This window comes from Mycobacterium sp. IDUB_36, assembly GCF_055419225.1.
Genome location: NZ_JBVAXH010000001.1, coordinates 3,645,131 through 3,661,522, shown reverse-complemented (window position 1 = coordinate 3,661,522; position 16,392 = coordinate 3,645,131). Strand labels below are relative to the sequence as shown.

At 67.4% G+C, this 16,392-nt stretch carries 10 protein-coding genes; 6 read left to right on the top strand and 4 right to left on the bottom strand.

Annotation, left to right across the window (positions count from 1 at the left end):
* Positions 1–30: 30 nt before the first annotated feature.
* Positions 31–1,266, top strand: coding sequence for a cytochrome P450 (locus ACZYW1_RS18025; RefSeq protein WP_463787541.1), 1,236 nt, complete (start codon positions 31–33; stop codon positions 1,264–1,266).
* A complete protein-coding gene (locus ACZYW1_RS18020; RefSeq protein WP_463787540.1) occupies positions 1,267–1,854 on the top strand; it encodes a TetR/AcrR family transcriptional regulator in 588 nt (195 codons plus the stop codon).
* Here the strand turns inward: ACZYW1_RS18020 and ACZYW1_RS18015 are convergent.
* Both ACZYW1_RS18015 and ACZYW1_RS18010 read right to left on the bottom strand, forming a co-directional pair.
* Positions 1,835–2,971, bottom strand: a complete 1,137-nt coding sequence (locus ACZYW1_RS18015; RefSeq protein ID WP_463787539.1) for an acyltransferase family protein — start codon at positions 2,969–2,971, stop codon at positions 1,835–1,837. The genes ACZYW1_RS18020 and ACZYW1_RS18015 overlap by 20 nt on opposite strands.
* Positions 2,968–4,677, bottom strand: a complete 1,710-nt coding sequence (locus ACZYW1_RS18010; protein ID WP_463787538.1) for a DEAD/DEAH box helicase — start codon at positions 4,675–4,677, stop codon at positions 2,968–2,970. The genes ACZYW1_RS18015 and ACZYW1_RS18010 overlap by 4 nt, the downstream gene beginning before the upstream one ends.
* Positions 4,678–4,775: 98 nt before the next feature.
* Here ACZYW1_RS18010 and ACZYW1_RS18005 point away from each other — a divergent pair, with 98 nt between their 5' ends.
* Both ACZYW1_RS18005 and ACZYW1_RS18000 read left to right on the top strand, forming a co-directional pair.
* On the top strand, positions 4,776–5,360 hold the full coding sequence (locus ACZYW1_RS18005) for an LppP/LprE family lipoprotein (protein WP_463787886.1): 585 nt from the start codon (positions 4,776–4,778) through the stop codon (positions 5,358–5,360).
* Between the two features lie 31 nt (positions 5,361–5,391).
* Positions 5,392–8,820, top strand: coding sequence for a TM0106 family RecB-like putative nuclease (locus ACZYW1_RS18000; protein WP_463787537.1), 3,429 nt, complete (start codon positions 5,392–5,394; stop codon positions 8,818–8,820).
* Here the strand turns inward: ACZYW1_RS18000 and ACZYW1_RS17995 are convergent.
* Together ACZYW1_RS17995 and ACZYW1_RS17990 are read right to left on the bottom strand one after the other, a co-directional pair.
* Positions 8,817–10,907, bottom strand: a complete 2,091-nt coding sequence (locus ACZYW1_RS17995; RefSeq protein ID WP_463787536.1) for an MFS transporter — start codon at positions 10,905–10,907, stop codon at positions 8,817–8,819. The genes ACZYW1_RS18000 and ACZYW1_RS17995 overlap by 4 nt on opposite strands.
* Complete coding sequence (locus tag ACZYW1_RS17990; protein WP_463787535.1) at positions 10,904–11,473, bottom strand: PadR family transcriptional regulator; 570 nt, start codon at positions 11,471–11,473, stop codon at positions 10,904–10,906. Before ACZYW1_RS17990 ends, ACZYW1_RS17995 begins: the two co-directional genes overlap by 4 nt.
* A 270-nt stretch (positions 11,474–11,743) precedes the next feature.
* On the opposite strand from ACZYW1_RS17990, the gene ACZYW1_RS17985 reads away from it, so the two are divergent.
* Complete coding sequence (locus ACZYW1_RS17985; protein WP_463787534.1) at positions 11,744–12,499, top strand: hypothetical protein; 756 nt, start codon at positions 11,744–11,746, stop codon at positions 12,497–12,499.
* Between the two features lie 117 nt (positions 12,500–12,616).
* Entirely contained in the window at positions 12,617–16,339 is a 3,723-nt protein-coding gene (locus tag ACZYW1_RS17980; RefSeq protein ID WP_463787533.1) for a multifunctional oxoglutarate decarboxylase/oxoglutarate dehydrogenase thiamine pyrophosphate-binding subunit/dihydrolipoyllysine-residue succinyltransferase subunit, read from the top strand.
* Positions 16,340–16,392 lie beyond the last annotated feature (53 nt).

Sequence of the window (16,392 nt, the reverse complement as noted above, 5' to 3'; positions counted from 1 at the left end):
ATATCACTTTATCTGTCGTAGCAATAAGACATGACGACGACTTTGTCTCACTCGCCTCGGTTTCAGCTGGCCACCGCTGCGACGTGGGCGGAGCCCTGGCCGATGTACCGGGCGCTCCGCGACCACGACCCGGTGCACCACGTGGTGCCGCCGCACAAGCCCGAGGACGACTACTACGTGCTGTCCCGGCACGCGGACATCTGGGCGGCGGCAAAGGACCACGAGACGTTCTCCTCGGCGCAAGGCCTGACGATCAATTACGGCGACCTGGAAATGATTGGGCTGCAGGACAACCCGCCGATGGTGATGCAGGATCCGCCGGTGCACACCGAGTTTCGCAAACTGGTCGCCCGCGGGTTCACCCCGCGACAGGTGGAGGCGGTCGAGCCCAAGGTCCGCGACTTCGTCGTCGAACGCCTCGGCCGGCTGATCGCCGACGGCGGAGGCGATATCGTCACCGAACTGTTCAAGCCCCTGCCGTCGATGGTGGTGGCGCATTACCTCGGCGTTCCGGCGGAAGACCGTGGCCAATTCGACGGTTGGACCGAAGCCATCGTCGCGGCCAACACCGCCGAAGGTGGTATCGCGGCCGCGCTGGAGAGCGTGGGTGAAGCGGTCGGATCGATGATGGCCTACTTCGGCGAGCTGATCGAACGCCGGCGGGTCACACCCGAGGACGACACCGTTTCGCATCTCGTCGCCGCTGGTGTCGGCGCTGATGGTGACATCGCCGGCACGCTGTCCATCCTCGCGTTCGTCTTCACGATGATCACCGGCGGAAACGACACCACCACCGGCATGTTGGGCGGGGCCGTGCAGCTGCTGCATCAGCGACCCGATCAGCGGCGTCTGCTGGCCGACAACCCGGACCTGGTCCCGGGCTCGGTCGACGAATTCCTGCGGCTGACCGCGCCGGCGCAGGCGCTGGCCCGCACGGTGACCCGCGATGTGACGATCGAAGACACCACCATCCCGGCGGGTCGGCGCGTGCTGCTGGTCTACGGCTCCGGCAACCGCGATGAACGTCAATTCGGCCCGAACGCAGGCGAACTCGACGTCGAGCGGCACCCGCGCAATCTGCTGACCTTCAGCCATGGCGCGCATCACTGCCTCGGGGCCGCCGCCGCCCGGATGCAGTCACGAGTCGCACTGACCGAGTTGCTCTTCCGCTGCCCCGATTTCGAGGTCGACGAGGACGGCATCGTCTGGGCTGGCGGCAGCTACGTGCGACGCCCATTGTCGGTACCGTTCCGGGTCACGCCCTAGATGTCGGCCAGCGACTGGCTCGCCGAGCGCCGCGGTGAAGTCGCGGCCGACCGCATCCTCGATGCCGCCGAGGATCTGTTCACCCGCCAGGACCCGGGCTCGGTGGGTATGAACGAAATCGCCAAAGCCGCAGGCTGTTCCCGCGCGACGCTGTACCGCTACTTCGAGAACCGCGAAGCACTGCGCAGCGCCTACGTGGCCCGCGAAACCCATCGACTCGCCGAGTCGATTGACGTCGACGACATCAGCGATCCGCAGGAGCGACTTGTCGTCGGCATCATCACCACGCTTCGGCTGGTTCGCCAAAGCCCTGCGCTGTCAGCCTGGTTCGCCACCACGTCGGGCCCACTGGGCGCCGAAATGGCCGAGCAGTCCGACGTGATTACCGCGCTGGCCAACGCATTCGTCACCTCGCTGGGCGACGACCATCCGGCCAACGTCGCCGGCCGCGGACGATGGCTGGTCCGCGCGATCACGTCACTGCTGATTTTTCCCGGCCGCGACGAGGACGACGAGCGGGCGATGCTGACCGAATTCGTGGCCCCGGTCGTGGTACCCGCGGACAAGGTCAGTCGCGCACGCGGGTGAATCGGTGCAGCAGCCAGGCCAGCGGAATGGTGACCAGCATGGTCACGAAGAACAGCCCCACCATCGATCCGGTGTAGACGTGGTCGCGCATGACGTAGACCATGGCGAAATCCATGACTATCAAATGGATGAGAAATATTTCATAGGAGATCTCGCCCAACCACACCACCGGCCGGCTTGCCAGCAGTCGAGCGTAAAACCCGCGGTTGCCCAGCGCCAACGGTGCCACCGTCAGCGCTGAGATCACCGCATACAAGATCGCTTTCCAGATCGCCTGCGACAATCCGAGCGGCGAGGTGGTTGGATCGCCCGCCAGGGGCGTCGACGCGATGAGGTAGCAGATAACGGCCAGCGGCAACACGACAAATCCGTATACGCGCACACCCATCGCCTCGAGCACCGTCAGCGCCATGCCGGCCAGAAACCAGATCAGGTAGGTGGGCAGCCACAGGCGGGTCCCGCTGAACACCGACGTCAACAGGTGTGTGCCGACCAGCCAACCCGGCGAGATCAGTGCCAGTGCGGCGATGCCCCCCAGCAACAGCTTCGGCCGCCACTGCCGTCGGCACAGCACCACCATCAGCAGGTAAGCCAACAGCGGAAGGGCTACGTAGAACGAAACTTCCACCGCCAGGCTCCACAACTGGGTGAGACCTTGATGGATGTAGGCCCGCATGTAGTTGAACGTGTAGATCTGGGTCAGCGTGAGGTTGCGCAGCAATCCAAACCAGCTGTGCCCGTTGTTCGGCATGGCGTGCCGGAAGTGGTAGATGACAAAGGCGACCAACACCGTCACGACGTGGGCCGGCATGATGCGACGCACCCGGTGCCTGGCGTAGCGGGCGACCGAGGGATCCGGCGCCCCCGTCACCGCCGCCTTGACCCACGGCCGGAACAGCAAATAGCCGGACAGTACGAAGAAGATGGGGACGCCCATCTCCATTCGAGAACACAACAGACCGAAGTAACCGTGGCTGTACTTCCCGGTCGCGTACGCCGCGTGGGTGCCCACCACCAGGGTCGCGGCGAGGGCACGGACACCGGTCAGCGACGCGATTCGATCCGGTCCTGAGACCTGTTCGAGTCCGCCCTGATCCGCGGTGTCGGTATCGGTCATCCCTTGTGTTCCCGCCGCGGGGCGCCGCGAGCCTCGCGGCGACCCTTGTCCGGAGCCCGATCGGGCTGCAGGTTGATCAGCACACCCGAAATGCGGGTCTTCTCCAGCTTTTTCAGTGTCTCGCGGGACAGCTTGGCAGGCAGTTCCACCAGCGAGAAGTCCGGCTTGATGGTGATGTGGCCGAAATCGCTTCGGTGCAGGCCGCCTTCGTTGGCAATGGCGCCGACGATCGAGCCCGGCCCCACCTTGTGCCGTTTGCCGACCGCGATCCGATAGGTGGCAAGACCCTTCTTCGGCCCCTCGCCGGGGCCCCGGGGGGCGCGCGCCGGCCGGTCCTCATGTTCGCGCGACCGGCGTTCCGGCGGCGGCTCGGGCGCCAATAGGAACGCTTCGCCGTTTCGCGACTGCAGGGCCAGCGCCGCCGCGATGTCGGCCATCGGAACATCGTGCTCGCGTTCGTAATCCGCGACCAGACGGCGGAACAGCTCGATGCCAGGCGAGCTGAGACTGTCGGTGATCGAGTCGGCGAACTTGGCCACCCGCTGAGCGTTGACGTCGTCGACGCTGGGCAGTTGGACTTCGGTGAGCTTCTGGCGGGTCGTCTTCTCGATCGACTTGAGCAGATGACGTTCCCGTGGAGACACGAACAACAGCGCCGATCCCGACCGGCCCGCCCGACCCGTACGCCCGATCCGGTGCACATAGGACTCATTGTCGTGCGGAATGTCGTAGTTCACCACGTGCGAGATCCGCTCGACGTCCAGCCCGCGGGCCGCGACGTCGGTGGCGACCAGGATGTCGATACCTTTGGCGCCGCCCTCTTTCAGCGCGGCAATCGTCCGCTCGCGCACGGCCTGCGGGATGTCACCGTTGATCGCCGACGCGGAAAACCCACGCGCACGCAACTTTTCGGCGACCTCCTCGGTGGCCTGCTTGGTGCGGACGAAGACGATCATCGCCTCGAACGGCTCGACCTCGAGGACCCGGGTCAGCGCGTCCATCTTGCGCGGCCCGGCCACCTGGATGTAGCGCTGCGAAATGTTCTCCGCCGTGGCGGTTTTCGCCGCCACCTTGACCTCGATCGGGTCGTGCAGATACTTGTTGCTGAGTTTGCGGATCGCCGGGGGCATCGTCGCGGAGAACAGCGCCACCTGTTTGTATTCCGGCGTCTCGGCCAGGATCCGTTCGACTTCTTCGGCGAAGCCCATCGTGAGCATCTCGTCGGCCTCGTCGAGCACCAGGTAGTCCACCCGGGACAGGTCCAGCGTCCCGCGCTCGAGGTGGTCGATCACCCGGCCCGGCGTGCCGACCACCACCTGCGCGCCGCGCTTCAGCCCGGCCAGCTGTGTCGTGTACGACGCCCCGCCGTAGATCGGCAGCACGTTGATCTGCGGCAGGTGCGTGCCGTACCGGCTGAAGGCCTCGGCCACCTGCAGCGCCAACTCGCGTGTCGGCGCCAAAACCAGCGCCTGGGTGACCTTGCTGGCGGTGTCGATCTTCGACAGGATCGGGACCGCGAACGCCGCCGTCTTGCCGGTGCCGGTCTGCGCCAGCCCGACCACGTCCGAGCCGTTCATCAGGGCCGGAATCGTCGCTGCCTGGATGGCTGACGGCGACTCGTAGCCGACGTCAGAGAGCGCCTGCAGCACCGAGGGGTGAATCTGCAGGTCGGCGAAGGTCACGGTGTCATCATGCGGGGCGTCCATGTCGGGAAAAAGTTTACGGCGTGTTCTGCCGTCGCTCGGCCACGCCTGCCGCGTCGACCGGGCAGGTCGAGGTACCGTGCGGCGTTGTGTGGACACGACTGTGCAGTTCGGGCGGCCTGGGCTACCTGACCGGGCCGGCCGCTGCCGCACTGCTCGCCGTAACCCTGAGTGGGTGCGGATCAGGGGATTCGACCGTCGCCAAGACTCCGGAGCCCACCACCCATGCCGCCACGACACCCCACTCGACGGTGGCGCCGGCGCCCTCGTCGGCGACCGCCGCTCCCCCGAACAGCGCCGGACCCGTCGATCCGTGTGCGGTGAACCTCGCCGATCCCGCCATCGCCCGCGGGGTGTCCGAATTGCCGCACGACCCGCGCAGCCAGCAGCCGTGGAGCCCCGAGCCGCTGGCCGGAAACTTCAACCAGTGCGCGCAGCTGTCCGCGGTCATCGTGAAGGCCAACACCAACGCCGAGAGCCCCAACACCAGAGCCGTGCTGTTCCACCTGGGCAAGTTGATTCCACCGCAGGGCGTGCCGGACACCTACGGCTTCAACGGCCTCGACAACTCGCAGTGCACCGGTGACACGGTCGCGCTGAGCTATTCCGGTGGCATCGGCCTGCCCAGCGTGGTGAAGTTCCGCTGGAACGGCAACGGGGTGGAATTGATCGCCAACGCCGGCTGATTTGTCGGTATCGCCGCCTACAGTGGCTGCTGTGTTCATGGCACGCGACAGCGTCATCTACAGTGCGTCGGATCTCGCATCAGCCGCGCGCTGTGAATACGCCCTGCTGCGGGAGTTCGACGCGAAACTCGGTCGGGGTCAACGCGTCACGGTCACCGATGACTTACTCGATCGCACCGCGACTCTCGGTGACGAGCATGAGCAACGCCGCCTCGATCAGCTTCGCGACGAGCACAGCGAGGTCGCGGTCATCGGCCGGCCGGTGCCGTTCACCGTCGACAACGTCACCGCGGCGGCCGACCAGACCCGGCGGGCCATCGAGCGCGGCGCCGCCGTCGTCTACCAGGCCGCGATGTTCGACGGGCGCTTCGTCGGGTTCGCCGACTTCCTGGTGCGCCGCGACGGGATGTACCAGGTCTCCGACACCAAGCTGGCCCGATCCGCCAAAGTCACCGCGCTTCTTCAGCTCGCCGCCTACGCAGACACGTTGAGCCAGGCCGGAATTGCGGTACACCCGGAAGCCGAACTGATTCTCGGCAACGGCTCCGTGGTCACCTACCAGGTCGACGAGTTGATCCCGGTGTATCGCGAACAGCGCGCACGATTGCAGCGCCTTCTCGACGAGCACCTCGCCCAAGGCTCCCCGGTGAGCTGGGACGACGTGAGCGTGCGGGCCTGCTTCCGCTGCCCGGCCTGCGAGGAGCAGGTACGCGCGGCCGACGATCTGTTGCTGGTCGCGGGCCTGCGGGTCACCCAGCGCGCGAAGTTGCTCGAGGCCGGCATCACGACGGTCGCCGAGTTGGCAGCTCACGACGGCCCGGTGGCCAACGTGTCCAATCGCTCGCTGGCCGCCATGATCGCCCAGGCCGGCCTGCAGGTCCGCCAACGCGAGAGCGGCACACCGCAATTCGAGGTGGCCGACCCGCAACCGCTGACCCTGCTGCCCAACCCGAACGAGGGTGACCTGTTCTTCGACTTCGAGGGCGACCCGCTGTGGACCGCCGACGGCGTCGACTGGGGCCTGGAGTATCTGTTCGGCGTCCTCGAGGGCGGAAAGGCAGGAAAGTTCCACCCGCTGTGGGCACACGACCGGCCCGACGAGCGGCAAGCTCTGATCGACTTTCTCGCGCTGGTGGCCAAGCGGCGCAAGCGATATCCGAACATGCACATCTACCACTACGCCGCCTACGAGAAGACGGCGCTGCTGCGGTTGGCCGGGCGCCACGGCGTCGGCGAGGACGAGGTCGACGACCTGCTGCGCAGCGGCACGCTGGTCGACCTGTATCCGATTGTGCGCAAGAGCATTCGGACCGGCTCCGAATCTTTGAGCCTGAAAGCGCTGGAGCCGCTGTACATGGGTTCGCAGTCACGGTCAGGTGATGTCACGACGGCGACCGACTCGATCACCCAGTACGCGCGATACAGCGAGTTGCGCGTCAACGGTGAGCTCGACGCCGCGTCAGCCGCGCTCCGGCGGATCGAAGAGTACAACCGGTACGACTGCCAATCGACCCGCGAGCTGCGCGATTGGCTGTTGCTGCGCGCCTTCGAGAGCGGCGTGACTCCGCTTGGGGCGCAACCGGTTGCCGAGGGCGGCTCCGTCGACGAAGCGGACGATCTCGCGGCGACGCTCGAGCGGTTCTCCGGGGTTGCGGCGAGTCCCGACCGGACCGCCGAGCAGACGGTGGTCGCCCTGGTCGCGGCCGCACGCGGCTATCACCGCCGCGAGGACAAGCCATTCTGGTGGGCACACTTCAATCGGCTGAACTATCCGGTCGACGAATGGTCGGACGAGGCAGACGTTTTCATCGTCGACCAGGCGAAGGTTGCGGTCGACTGGCACAAGCCACCGCGCGCGCAGAAATTGCAGCGACGGGTGCAGTTGACCGGCGAGCTGGCCCGTGGGGTTCTCGGTGCGGACGTCTACGCCCTCTACGACCCACCGGCGCCGTCCGGCCTGACCGACGATCCCGATCGACGCGCGACCGGCCGGGCCGAGGTGGTCGAGGTCAACGATCCGAGCGTGCCGACCGAGGTCATCATCTGCGAGCGAACTCCCCCTGACGGCAGCACCTTTCACGACCTCCCGTTCGCGCTCACTCCAGGCGCGCCGATTGGCAAGAAGCCGCTGCGCGAGGCCATCGAACGCGCCGCGGTCGACGTCGCCGCGGCACTGCCACAGCTCCCCCGGACCGCGGCGATGGACATCCTGCTGCGCCGCCCGCCCCGGACGCGCAGCGGCGCCGGCCTTCCGCGACGCGGCAACGCCATCGACGACATCGCCGCCGCCGTAGCCGACCTCGACTCGTCCTACCTCGCGGTGCACGGGCCGCCGGGCACCGGCAAGACCTACACAGCCGCGCACGTGATCGCCCGGCTCGTCGCCGAATCCGGCTGGCGCATCGGCGTGGTCGCGCAGTCACACGCCGTGGTGGAGAACCTGCTGCAGGGCACCATCGACGCCGGCATCGACCCGGCGCGGGTCGCCAAGAAGAAGGCCGACCGCGGCGACGTCGACTGGCAGCAGATCAACGACAGCGAGTATGCCGGATTCATCAGCGGCACAGGCGGATCGGGGGGATGCGTGATCGGCGGGACGGCGTGGGACTTCGCCAACCCGGGCCGTGTTCCGCCGGGCAGTCTGGACCTACTGGTCATCGACGAGGCCGGCCAGTTCTGTCTCGCCAACACCATCGCGGTGGCCGCCGCGGCCGCCAACCTGCTGCTGCTCGGCGACCCACAGCAGCTGCCGCAGGTCAGCCAAGGCACGCACCCTGAACCGGTCGACGGCTCCGCGCTGGGCTGGCTGGTCGAACAACACCGCACCCTGCCCGCCGAACGCGGCTACTTCCTGGACCGTTCGCGTCGCATGCATCCCGCGGTGTGCGCCCCGGTCTCGGCACTGGCCTACGAGGGCCGGTTGCAGCCGTTCACCGAGGTCACCGCGGCACGCCGGCTCGACGGACACCTGCCGGGGCTACAGGTGCTCCGCGTTGATCATGAGGGCAACTCGACCGAGAGTCCCGAGGAAGCCGACGCCATCGTCGACCTGATTCAGACCCTGGTCGGCCGGGCGTGGACTACCGAGCGCGGCACCCGCCCCCTGACGCCCACCGACGTGCTGGTCCTGGCGCCGTACAACGCTCAGGTGGTGTTGCTGCGTCGGCACCTGGCCGACGCAGGGCTCGGCGATGTGCGGGTCGGGACCGTCGACAAGTTCCAGGGCGCCGAAGCGCCGGTGGCGATCGTCTCGATGACCGCGTCGTCCGTGGACGACATCCCGCGCGGAATCCCGTTCCTGCTCAACCGAAATCGGCTCAATGTCGCGATCAGCCGAGCGCAGTACACCGCGGTCGTCGTGCGCGCGGCCGCGCTCACCGAGTATCTGCCCACCGCGCCGAGTGGCCTGGTGGAACTCGGCGCCTTCCTGGCGCTGACGACACCCGACGGTGCTGCCTAGCGCCGTCGCGGGCCCTGGTCGGGATCGGGGCGGGGTCGCCGGCTGGGCGGTGGACGGTGCTGGCCGTTGCGCCCGTCACTCGGAGAAGGCGCCCCGCCGTAGGTGTCGATGATGTCGTCGAAAAACGGCTCCCGGGGCTCGACGGCGCGACGCTCCAGCGGCGGGAATTCCTCGACCGGACCGAAGCGCTGGTCGTCCTCGTAGCGAGCACCGCTGGGGGCATCCCTGATCGCCTCGATCTCGGTGGTCGCGGTCGTGTCGTCGAGCAGACTGTGCCACGACTCGACCGGCGCGCTGTGCCAGCTCTCGACCGGCGCCGCCCGGGGCGGCTCCCGATGGGTGGCCAGCGGCTCGGTGAGCGGCTCGACGGCGCGCCCCCGGGCCTGCGGCGGAGCGGGACGCTCGGCCGGTCGCGGCACCGCGGGCCGCGGCGGGGTCAGCGTGTACTCGACGTAGTCGTCGTCATCGTCGAAGCCCTCCCGGTAGCCGTCGAAACCGCTGGCGAAGCCTTCCGGAGTGCTGGGCCGTACCCGAACCCGACGAGTCGGCGCGCCCGGACCGCCCGTCACGGTTTCGTCGGCCGGCGCTTCGCCGTCCCACGTCTCCCCGTCGGATCCGACCAGGAAGATCGCCGCACCGATCCCGAACAATGCGACGAACGCCGGCAGCAGCATCGACTGCGACATCGCGGCGGCGAACGGCACGTGCAGGAACTCCGGCAGCTCCAGGCCGCCGCCGGCCGGCGGGCCTGATCCGCCGTCGGACATCGGCCCCAGCTCGGCGGTGATGCGCGACGTCATGAACGACGCCATCCCCGCGCTGCCCAGCACGGCGCCCACCTGACGGGTCGCGTTGAACACCCCCGAGCTGGCGCCGGCGAACTGCGGCGGCAGATTGCGGGTCGCCGTCGCGGTGATCGGCGCCCAGATGAAAGCCATCGCCATACCCAGGACGAAGAACGGCAGCACCAATTCCCAGATCGGGGTGGTCGGCCTCATCACGATCGACAGCCAGGTGAGACCGATTGCCAGACAGGAGAACCCGAATCCGACCACCGGGCGTGGGTGGACCAGGTCGACCAGCTTCCCGCCGACCGGTGCCAGCATGCCGCTGGTGATCGCCATCGGCGCGGTCAACAACGCCGCTCGGGTGGGCGACAATCCGCACACCGCCTGGGCGTAGAACATCAGCGGCAGGATCATCCCGGTGGCCGCGAACGCGATGACCACCGCCGCGGCATTGCACAGGCCGAAGTCGCGGAAGCGGAAGATCTCCAGCGGGATCAGCGGCTCGTAGTGGCTGATCGACTGCCAGTAGACGAACGCTGTCATGAACCCGATCCCGGCGACCAGCACCGCCCAGATCCACGGCGCCCAGTGGTGGGACTGGCCCTCCTGCAGGGAGAACACGATCAGGAACATCCCCACCCCGGACAGGGCCACCCCGATCAGGTCGAAGCGGTGCTTCTGGGTGGGCAGTTCCGGCACCAACCAGTAGGCCAACCCCAGCCCGATGAGGCCGATCGGCACGTTGACGAAGAAGATCCACGCCCAGCCCATCGCGTCCACCAGCACGCCGCCGGCCAGCGGCCCGACCAGCGTGGCCACTCCGGCGGTGGCGCCCCACACGCTCATCGCCACCCCGCGGCCCTGCTGCGGGAAGATCCGGGTGATCAGCGACAGCGTCTGCGGGCTCATCACCGCGGCGCCGATGCCCTGGGCCACCCGCGCGGTGATGAGCATCCCGATGGTGCCGGACAGTCCGCACCACAGCGATGCGGCGGTGAAGACTGTCAAACCGATCAGGTACAGGTTCTTCGGACCGAACCGGTCCCCGAGCCGACCGGCCACCAGCAGCGGGACGGCGTAGGCCAGCAGGTAGGCACTGGTCACCCAGATGACGGTGTCGTAGCCGGTGCCGAGCTTGACCATGATGCTGGGGTTGGCGACCGCGACGATCGTCGAGTCCAGCAGGATCATGAAGAAGCCGACCATCATGGCCCACAGCGCGTTCCACGGCTTCACCTCGTCGGCATGGTTCCACGCCGGTTCACCACCCGGCCGCCGACCCGCAGTCGCCGTGGTCATATCCGCACCCCGTCCGTTCGTGGCCGCGACCGACCGGATCGCATCGAGTCGGCGAATCCTCGCAGCCAAGCCAGTTCGGCCCGCGTGGTTGCCAGCAGGTAGTCGAATGCCACCAGATATCCGGCGGGGGTGATGCCGGCGTCCCGCAGCGCCATGATTTCGGCGGCGCGGGACTCCAGCGCCCCGACACGGTCTTCCACCGCATTCGCCGCGGCGTCGTCGTCCAGGGTATCGATCTCCGCGAGGGCAACCGCGAACTGGGGAAACTCGTGCGCCGGCACCGCGATGAGTTCACCGACCCGATCGGCCAGCGCTTCGGCACCGGCGTCGGTGATCTCGTAAATGGCCCGCTCGGGCCGTTTGCCGTCCCGTGCCGTACCCGCACGGCGGATCAGCTTTTCGTCGGTGAGACGGTCAACCACGTGATACAGCGACCCGGGGCGAACCTTCACAATGCGGTCCGCATGCCGCTCGACCAGCGTCTGGACCATCTCGTAGCCGTGCATCGGGCGCCCGCGGAGCAGCGCCAGCACCGAGATACCCAGTGCCGTGAGTTGGTAGGCCATCGGCTGTCCGTTGTGTTCGGCGGATCGTCCAGGTCGATCTCTTCGACCGGAGCGAATCCGCGGTTGTCCTCACACCTGTCTGCTGCGGATTATTCCTAACGGGCTATATGAAGGGACGGGTGGCCCCACGTCGTCTGATGCCGGCGCTAGCCTGAGATAACGTCACGGCCCGCGAAGGACCCCGGGGAATGCACTTCTGCCGCCGGGTGACGACGCGGGCTGCACAGCGGCCCGGGGACGAACCGGGTCCACCACGACCCGGAGGCATCCATGCGCGTCCGACGGAAACGGTCATCGGCCGAGTCGCTGCCCGCAACCACCGACGGCAAGCCCAAGAGGTCGGCGCGGGCGCTGGCCAGCATCATCGAGCGCAGTTCCCGCATCCAGGGACCTGCCGCGGCCGCCTATGTGGAGCGGCTACGCCGTGCCGACCCCGACGCCAGCCCGGCTGCGGTCGTCGCGAAGCTGGAGAAGCGTTACGTCACCGCCGTGACCGCCACTGGCGCGGCCGTCGGTTCGGCGGCGGTGCTGCCGGGGCTGGGCACGCTGGCGGCGCTGTCGGCGTCCGCCGGTGAGACGGCGGTGTTCCTGGAGGCAACGGCGTTTTACGCGCTGGCGGTCGCGTCGGTGTACGGAATCTCGACCGACGACCGGGAACGACGACGCACGCTGGTGCTCTCGGTGTTGGTCGGCGACGACAGCAAGCACGCCATGTCCGAACTGATCGGCGGCGGCCGCACCAGCGGGGCGTGGCTGTCGGAGGGGATGGCATCACTCCCGATGCCGGCTCTGTCGCAGCTGAACTCGCGTCTGCTCAAGCGGGCGGTCCGGCGGTTCACCTTGCGTCGCAGCGCGCTGCTCTTCGGCAAGGTCCTGCCGGTCGGGATCGGCGCCGGCATCGGCGCCGTGGGCAACCGGCTGGCGGGTAGGACGATCGTCCAGAACGCGCGCCAGGCCTTCGGAACGCCACCGGCGAAGTGGCCGGTCACCCTGCACCTGCTGCCGTCGGCGTCCGACGCGCGCTGAGCTGGGCGCTGATCGAACTCACATGGCGGATCGCCGCTGAAGGGTTAGCCTTTATGGGGCCAATGACAAGCGTGGGAGAGCGCTTTCCGGACAGAGGAATCGAGGCGAGCAGCTGCTGTGAGCAGTACGAGTTCACCATTCGGCCAGAACGAGTGGTTGGTCGAGGAGATGTACCGCAAATTCCGTGACGACCCGTCCTCGGTCGATGCGAGCTGGCACGACTTCCTGGTCGACTACAACCCCGACCCGAGCGGCGATGCGCCCGCCGAAGTGAAGCCGGTCAAGCCGCCGCCGCCGCCTGCCGCAGCTCCCCCACCCGCGGTCACTCCCCCGCAGGCAGGGTCCGTTCCCGCCGCGTCCGGCAACGGCGCAGCCACCGCCCCGAAACCGGCCACCCCGCCGGCCGCCGAAGCCCCGAAGCCGGTCGCCAAGCCGTCCGGTCCGCCGCCCGCCGAAGGCGACGAGAATCAGATACTGCGGGGAGCGGCCGCAGCGGTCGTGAAGAACATGTCGCAGTCGCTGGAGCTCCCGACGGCGACCAGCGTTCGGGCCATCCCGGCCAAGCTGATGATCGACAACCGCGTGGTGATCAACAACCAGCTGAAACGCACCCGCGGCGGCAAGGTGTCATTCACCCACATCCTGGGTTATGCCCTGGTGCAGGCGCTCAAGAGCTTCCCGAATCTGAACCGGCACTACGCCGAGATCGACGGCAAGCCGAACGCGGTGACCCCCGCCCACATCAACTTGGGTCTGGCCATCGACCTGCAGGGCAAGGACGGCAAGCGATCGCTGGTGGTCGCCGGCATCAAGCGGTGTGAGGCGATGAGTTTCGGTCAGTTCGTCGCGGCCTACGAGGACATCGTCCGGCGGGCCCGCGACGGCAAGCTGACCGCCGAAGACTTTGCCGGCGTGACGATTTCGCTGACCAACCCCGGCACCATCGGCACCGTGCACTCGGTGCCGCGACTGATGGCCGGTCAGGGCGCGATCATCGGCGTGGGCGCGATGGAATACCCCGCCGAGTTCCAGGGCGCCAGCGCCGAGCGGATCGCGGAGTTGGGGATCGGCAAGCTGATCACCCTGACGTCGACCTACGACCACCGCATCATCCAGGGCGCGGAGTCGGGCGACTTCCTGCGCACCATTCACGAACTGCTGCTCGCCGACGGCTTCTGGGACGAGCTGTTCCGCGAGATGGGTGTGCCGTACCTGCCGATCCGGTGGAGCACCGACAACCCCGACACGATCGTCGACAAGAACGCCCGCGTGATGGAGTTGATCGCGGCCTACCGCAACCGCGGGCATCTGATGGCCGACATCGACCCACTTCGCCTGGACAACACGAGGTTCCGCAGCCACCCCGACCTCGAGGTGGTGACCCACGGCCTGACCCTGTGGGACCTCGACCGGGTGTTCAAGGTCAACGGCTTCGGCGGCTCGGAGAACAAGAAGCTGCGCGACATCCTGGGCCTGCTGCGCGACGCCTACTGCCGGCACATCGGCGTCGAGTACACCCACATCCTCGACCCCGAACAGCAGCGTTGGCTGGAAGAACGCGTCGAGACCAAGCATGTCAAACCCACTGTGGCGCAGCAGAAGTACATTCTGAGCAAGCTGAACGCCGCCGAGGCCTTCGAGACGTTTCTGCAGACCAAATATGTTGGGCAGAAACGGTTCTCACTCGAGGGCGCCGAGAGCACCATCCCGCTGATGGACGCGGCGATCGACCAGTGCGCCGAGCACGGCCTCGACGAGGTCGTCATCGGCATGCCGCACCGCGGCCGGCTGAACGTGCTGGCCAACATCGTCGGCAAGCCCTACTCGCAGATCTTCAGCGAGTTCGAAGGCAACCTCAACCCCGCCCAGGCGCACGGCTCCGGCGACGTCAAGTACCACCTCGGCGCAACCGGCGTGTACATCCAGATGTTCGGCGAGAACGACATTCAGGTGTCGCTGACGGCGAACCCGTCGCACTTGGAGGCCGTCGACCCGGTGCTGGAGGGCCTGGTCCGCGCCAAGCAGGATCTGCTCGACAAGGGCGAGGGCGAACGCGGCAACTCCGTGGTGCCGATGATGCTGCACGGCGACGCCGCCTTCGCCGGTCAGGGCGTGGTCGCCGAGACCCTGAACCTGGCGAAGCTGCCCGGTTACCGGGTCGGCGGCACGATTCACATCATCGTCAACAACCAGATCGGCTTCACCACCGCGCCGGAGTACTCGCGGTCCAGCGAGTACTGCACCGATGTCGCGAAAATGATTGGCGCGCCGATCTTTCACGTCAACGGCGACGACCCGGAGGCCTGCGTCTGGGTGGCCAAGCTGGCCGTCGACTTCCGGCAGAAGTTCAAGAAGGACGTCATCATCGACATGCTGTGCTACCGCCGCCGCGGGCACAATGAGGGCGACGACCCGTCGATGACGAACCCGTACATGTACGACGTCGTCGACGTCAAACGCGGTGTCCGCAAGACCTACACCGAAGCGCTGATCGGCCGTGGCGACATCTCGATGAAAGAGGCCGAGGACGCGCTGCGCGACTACCAGGGCCAACTCGAGCGGGTCTTCAACGACGTCCGCGAACTGGAGAAGCACGGCGTGCAGGCCAGCATGTCGGTGGAGTCCAACCAGATGCTCGCGGCCGGTCTGGACACCGCGGTCGACAAGGCATTGCTGGCGCGCATCGGCGACGCATTCCTGGCGCTGCCAGAGGAATTCGCCGCCCACCCGCGCGTGACCCCGGTGCTGGAGAAGCGCCGCGAAATGGCCTACGAAGGCAAGATCGACTGGGCCTTCGGCGAACTGCTGGCGCTGGGCACGCTGGTGGCCGAGGGCAAGCTGGTGCGGTTGTCCGGGCAGGACACCCGCCGCGGCACCTTCTCCCAACGGCATTCGGTGATCATCGACCGTCAGACCGGCGAGGAGTTCACCCCGCTGCAGCTGCTGACCATCGACAAGGACGGCAACCCGACCGGCGGCAAGTTCATGGTGTTCGACTCACCGCTGTCGGAGTACGCCGCAGTGGGTTTCGAGTACGGCTATACCGTCGGCAACCCGGACGCATTGGTGTTGTGGGAGGGGCAGTTCGGCGACTTCGTCAACGGCGCCCAGTCGATCATCGACGAATTCATCAGCTCGGGTGAGGCCAAGTGGGGCCAGCTGTCCAGCGTGGTGCTGCTGCTGCCGCACGGCCACGAAGGCCAGGGGCCCGACCACACCTCGGGCCGTATCGAGCGCTTCCTACAGCTGTGGGCCGAGGGATCGATGACGATTGCGGTGCCGTCGACTCCGGCCAACTATTTCCACCTGCTGCGCCGGCACGCCCTCGACGGGGTGCAGCGTCCGCTGATCGTGTTCACCCCGAAGTCGATGCTGCGCAACAAGGCCGCGGTCAGCGACATCCGGGCCTTCACCGAGGACAGGTTCCATTCGGTGCTCGAGGAGCCGACCTACGACGAGGGCATCGGCGACCGCAATAAGGCGACGCGAATCCTGTTGACCAGCGGCAAGATCTACTACGAGCTCGCCGCCCGCAAGGCCAAGGACAACCGGGACGACGTCGCGATCGTGCGCATCGAGCAGCTCGCTCCGCTGCCGTTCCACCGCCTCCAGGAGACGCTGGATCGCTACCCGAACGTCGACCAGTACTTCTGGGTGCAGGAGGAGCCGGCCAACCAGGGCGCGTGGCCGCGGTTCGGTCTCGAGCTGCCGGAGTTGTTCGACGACAAACTGGTTGGCATCAAACGGATTTCGCGTCGCGCGATGTCAGCGCCGTCGTCGGGCTCGTCGAAGGTGCACGCCGTCGAGCAGCAGGAGATCATCGACGAGGCGTTCCGCTGAGCGGTTGAGTTTGCCGCGAGCGTTGCCGAGTTCGACGCTGGCGCGGACAACCG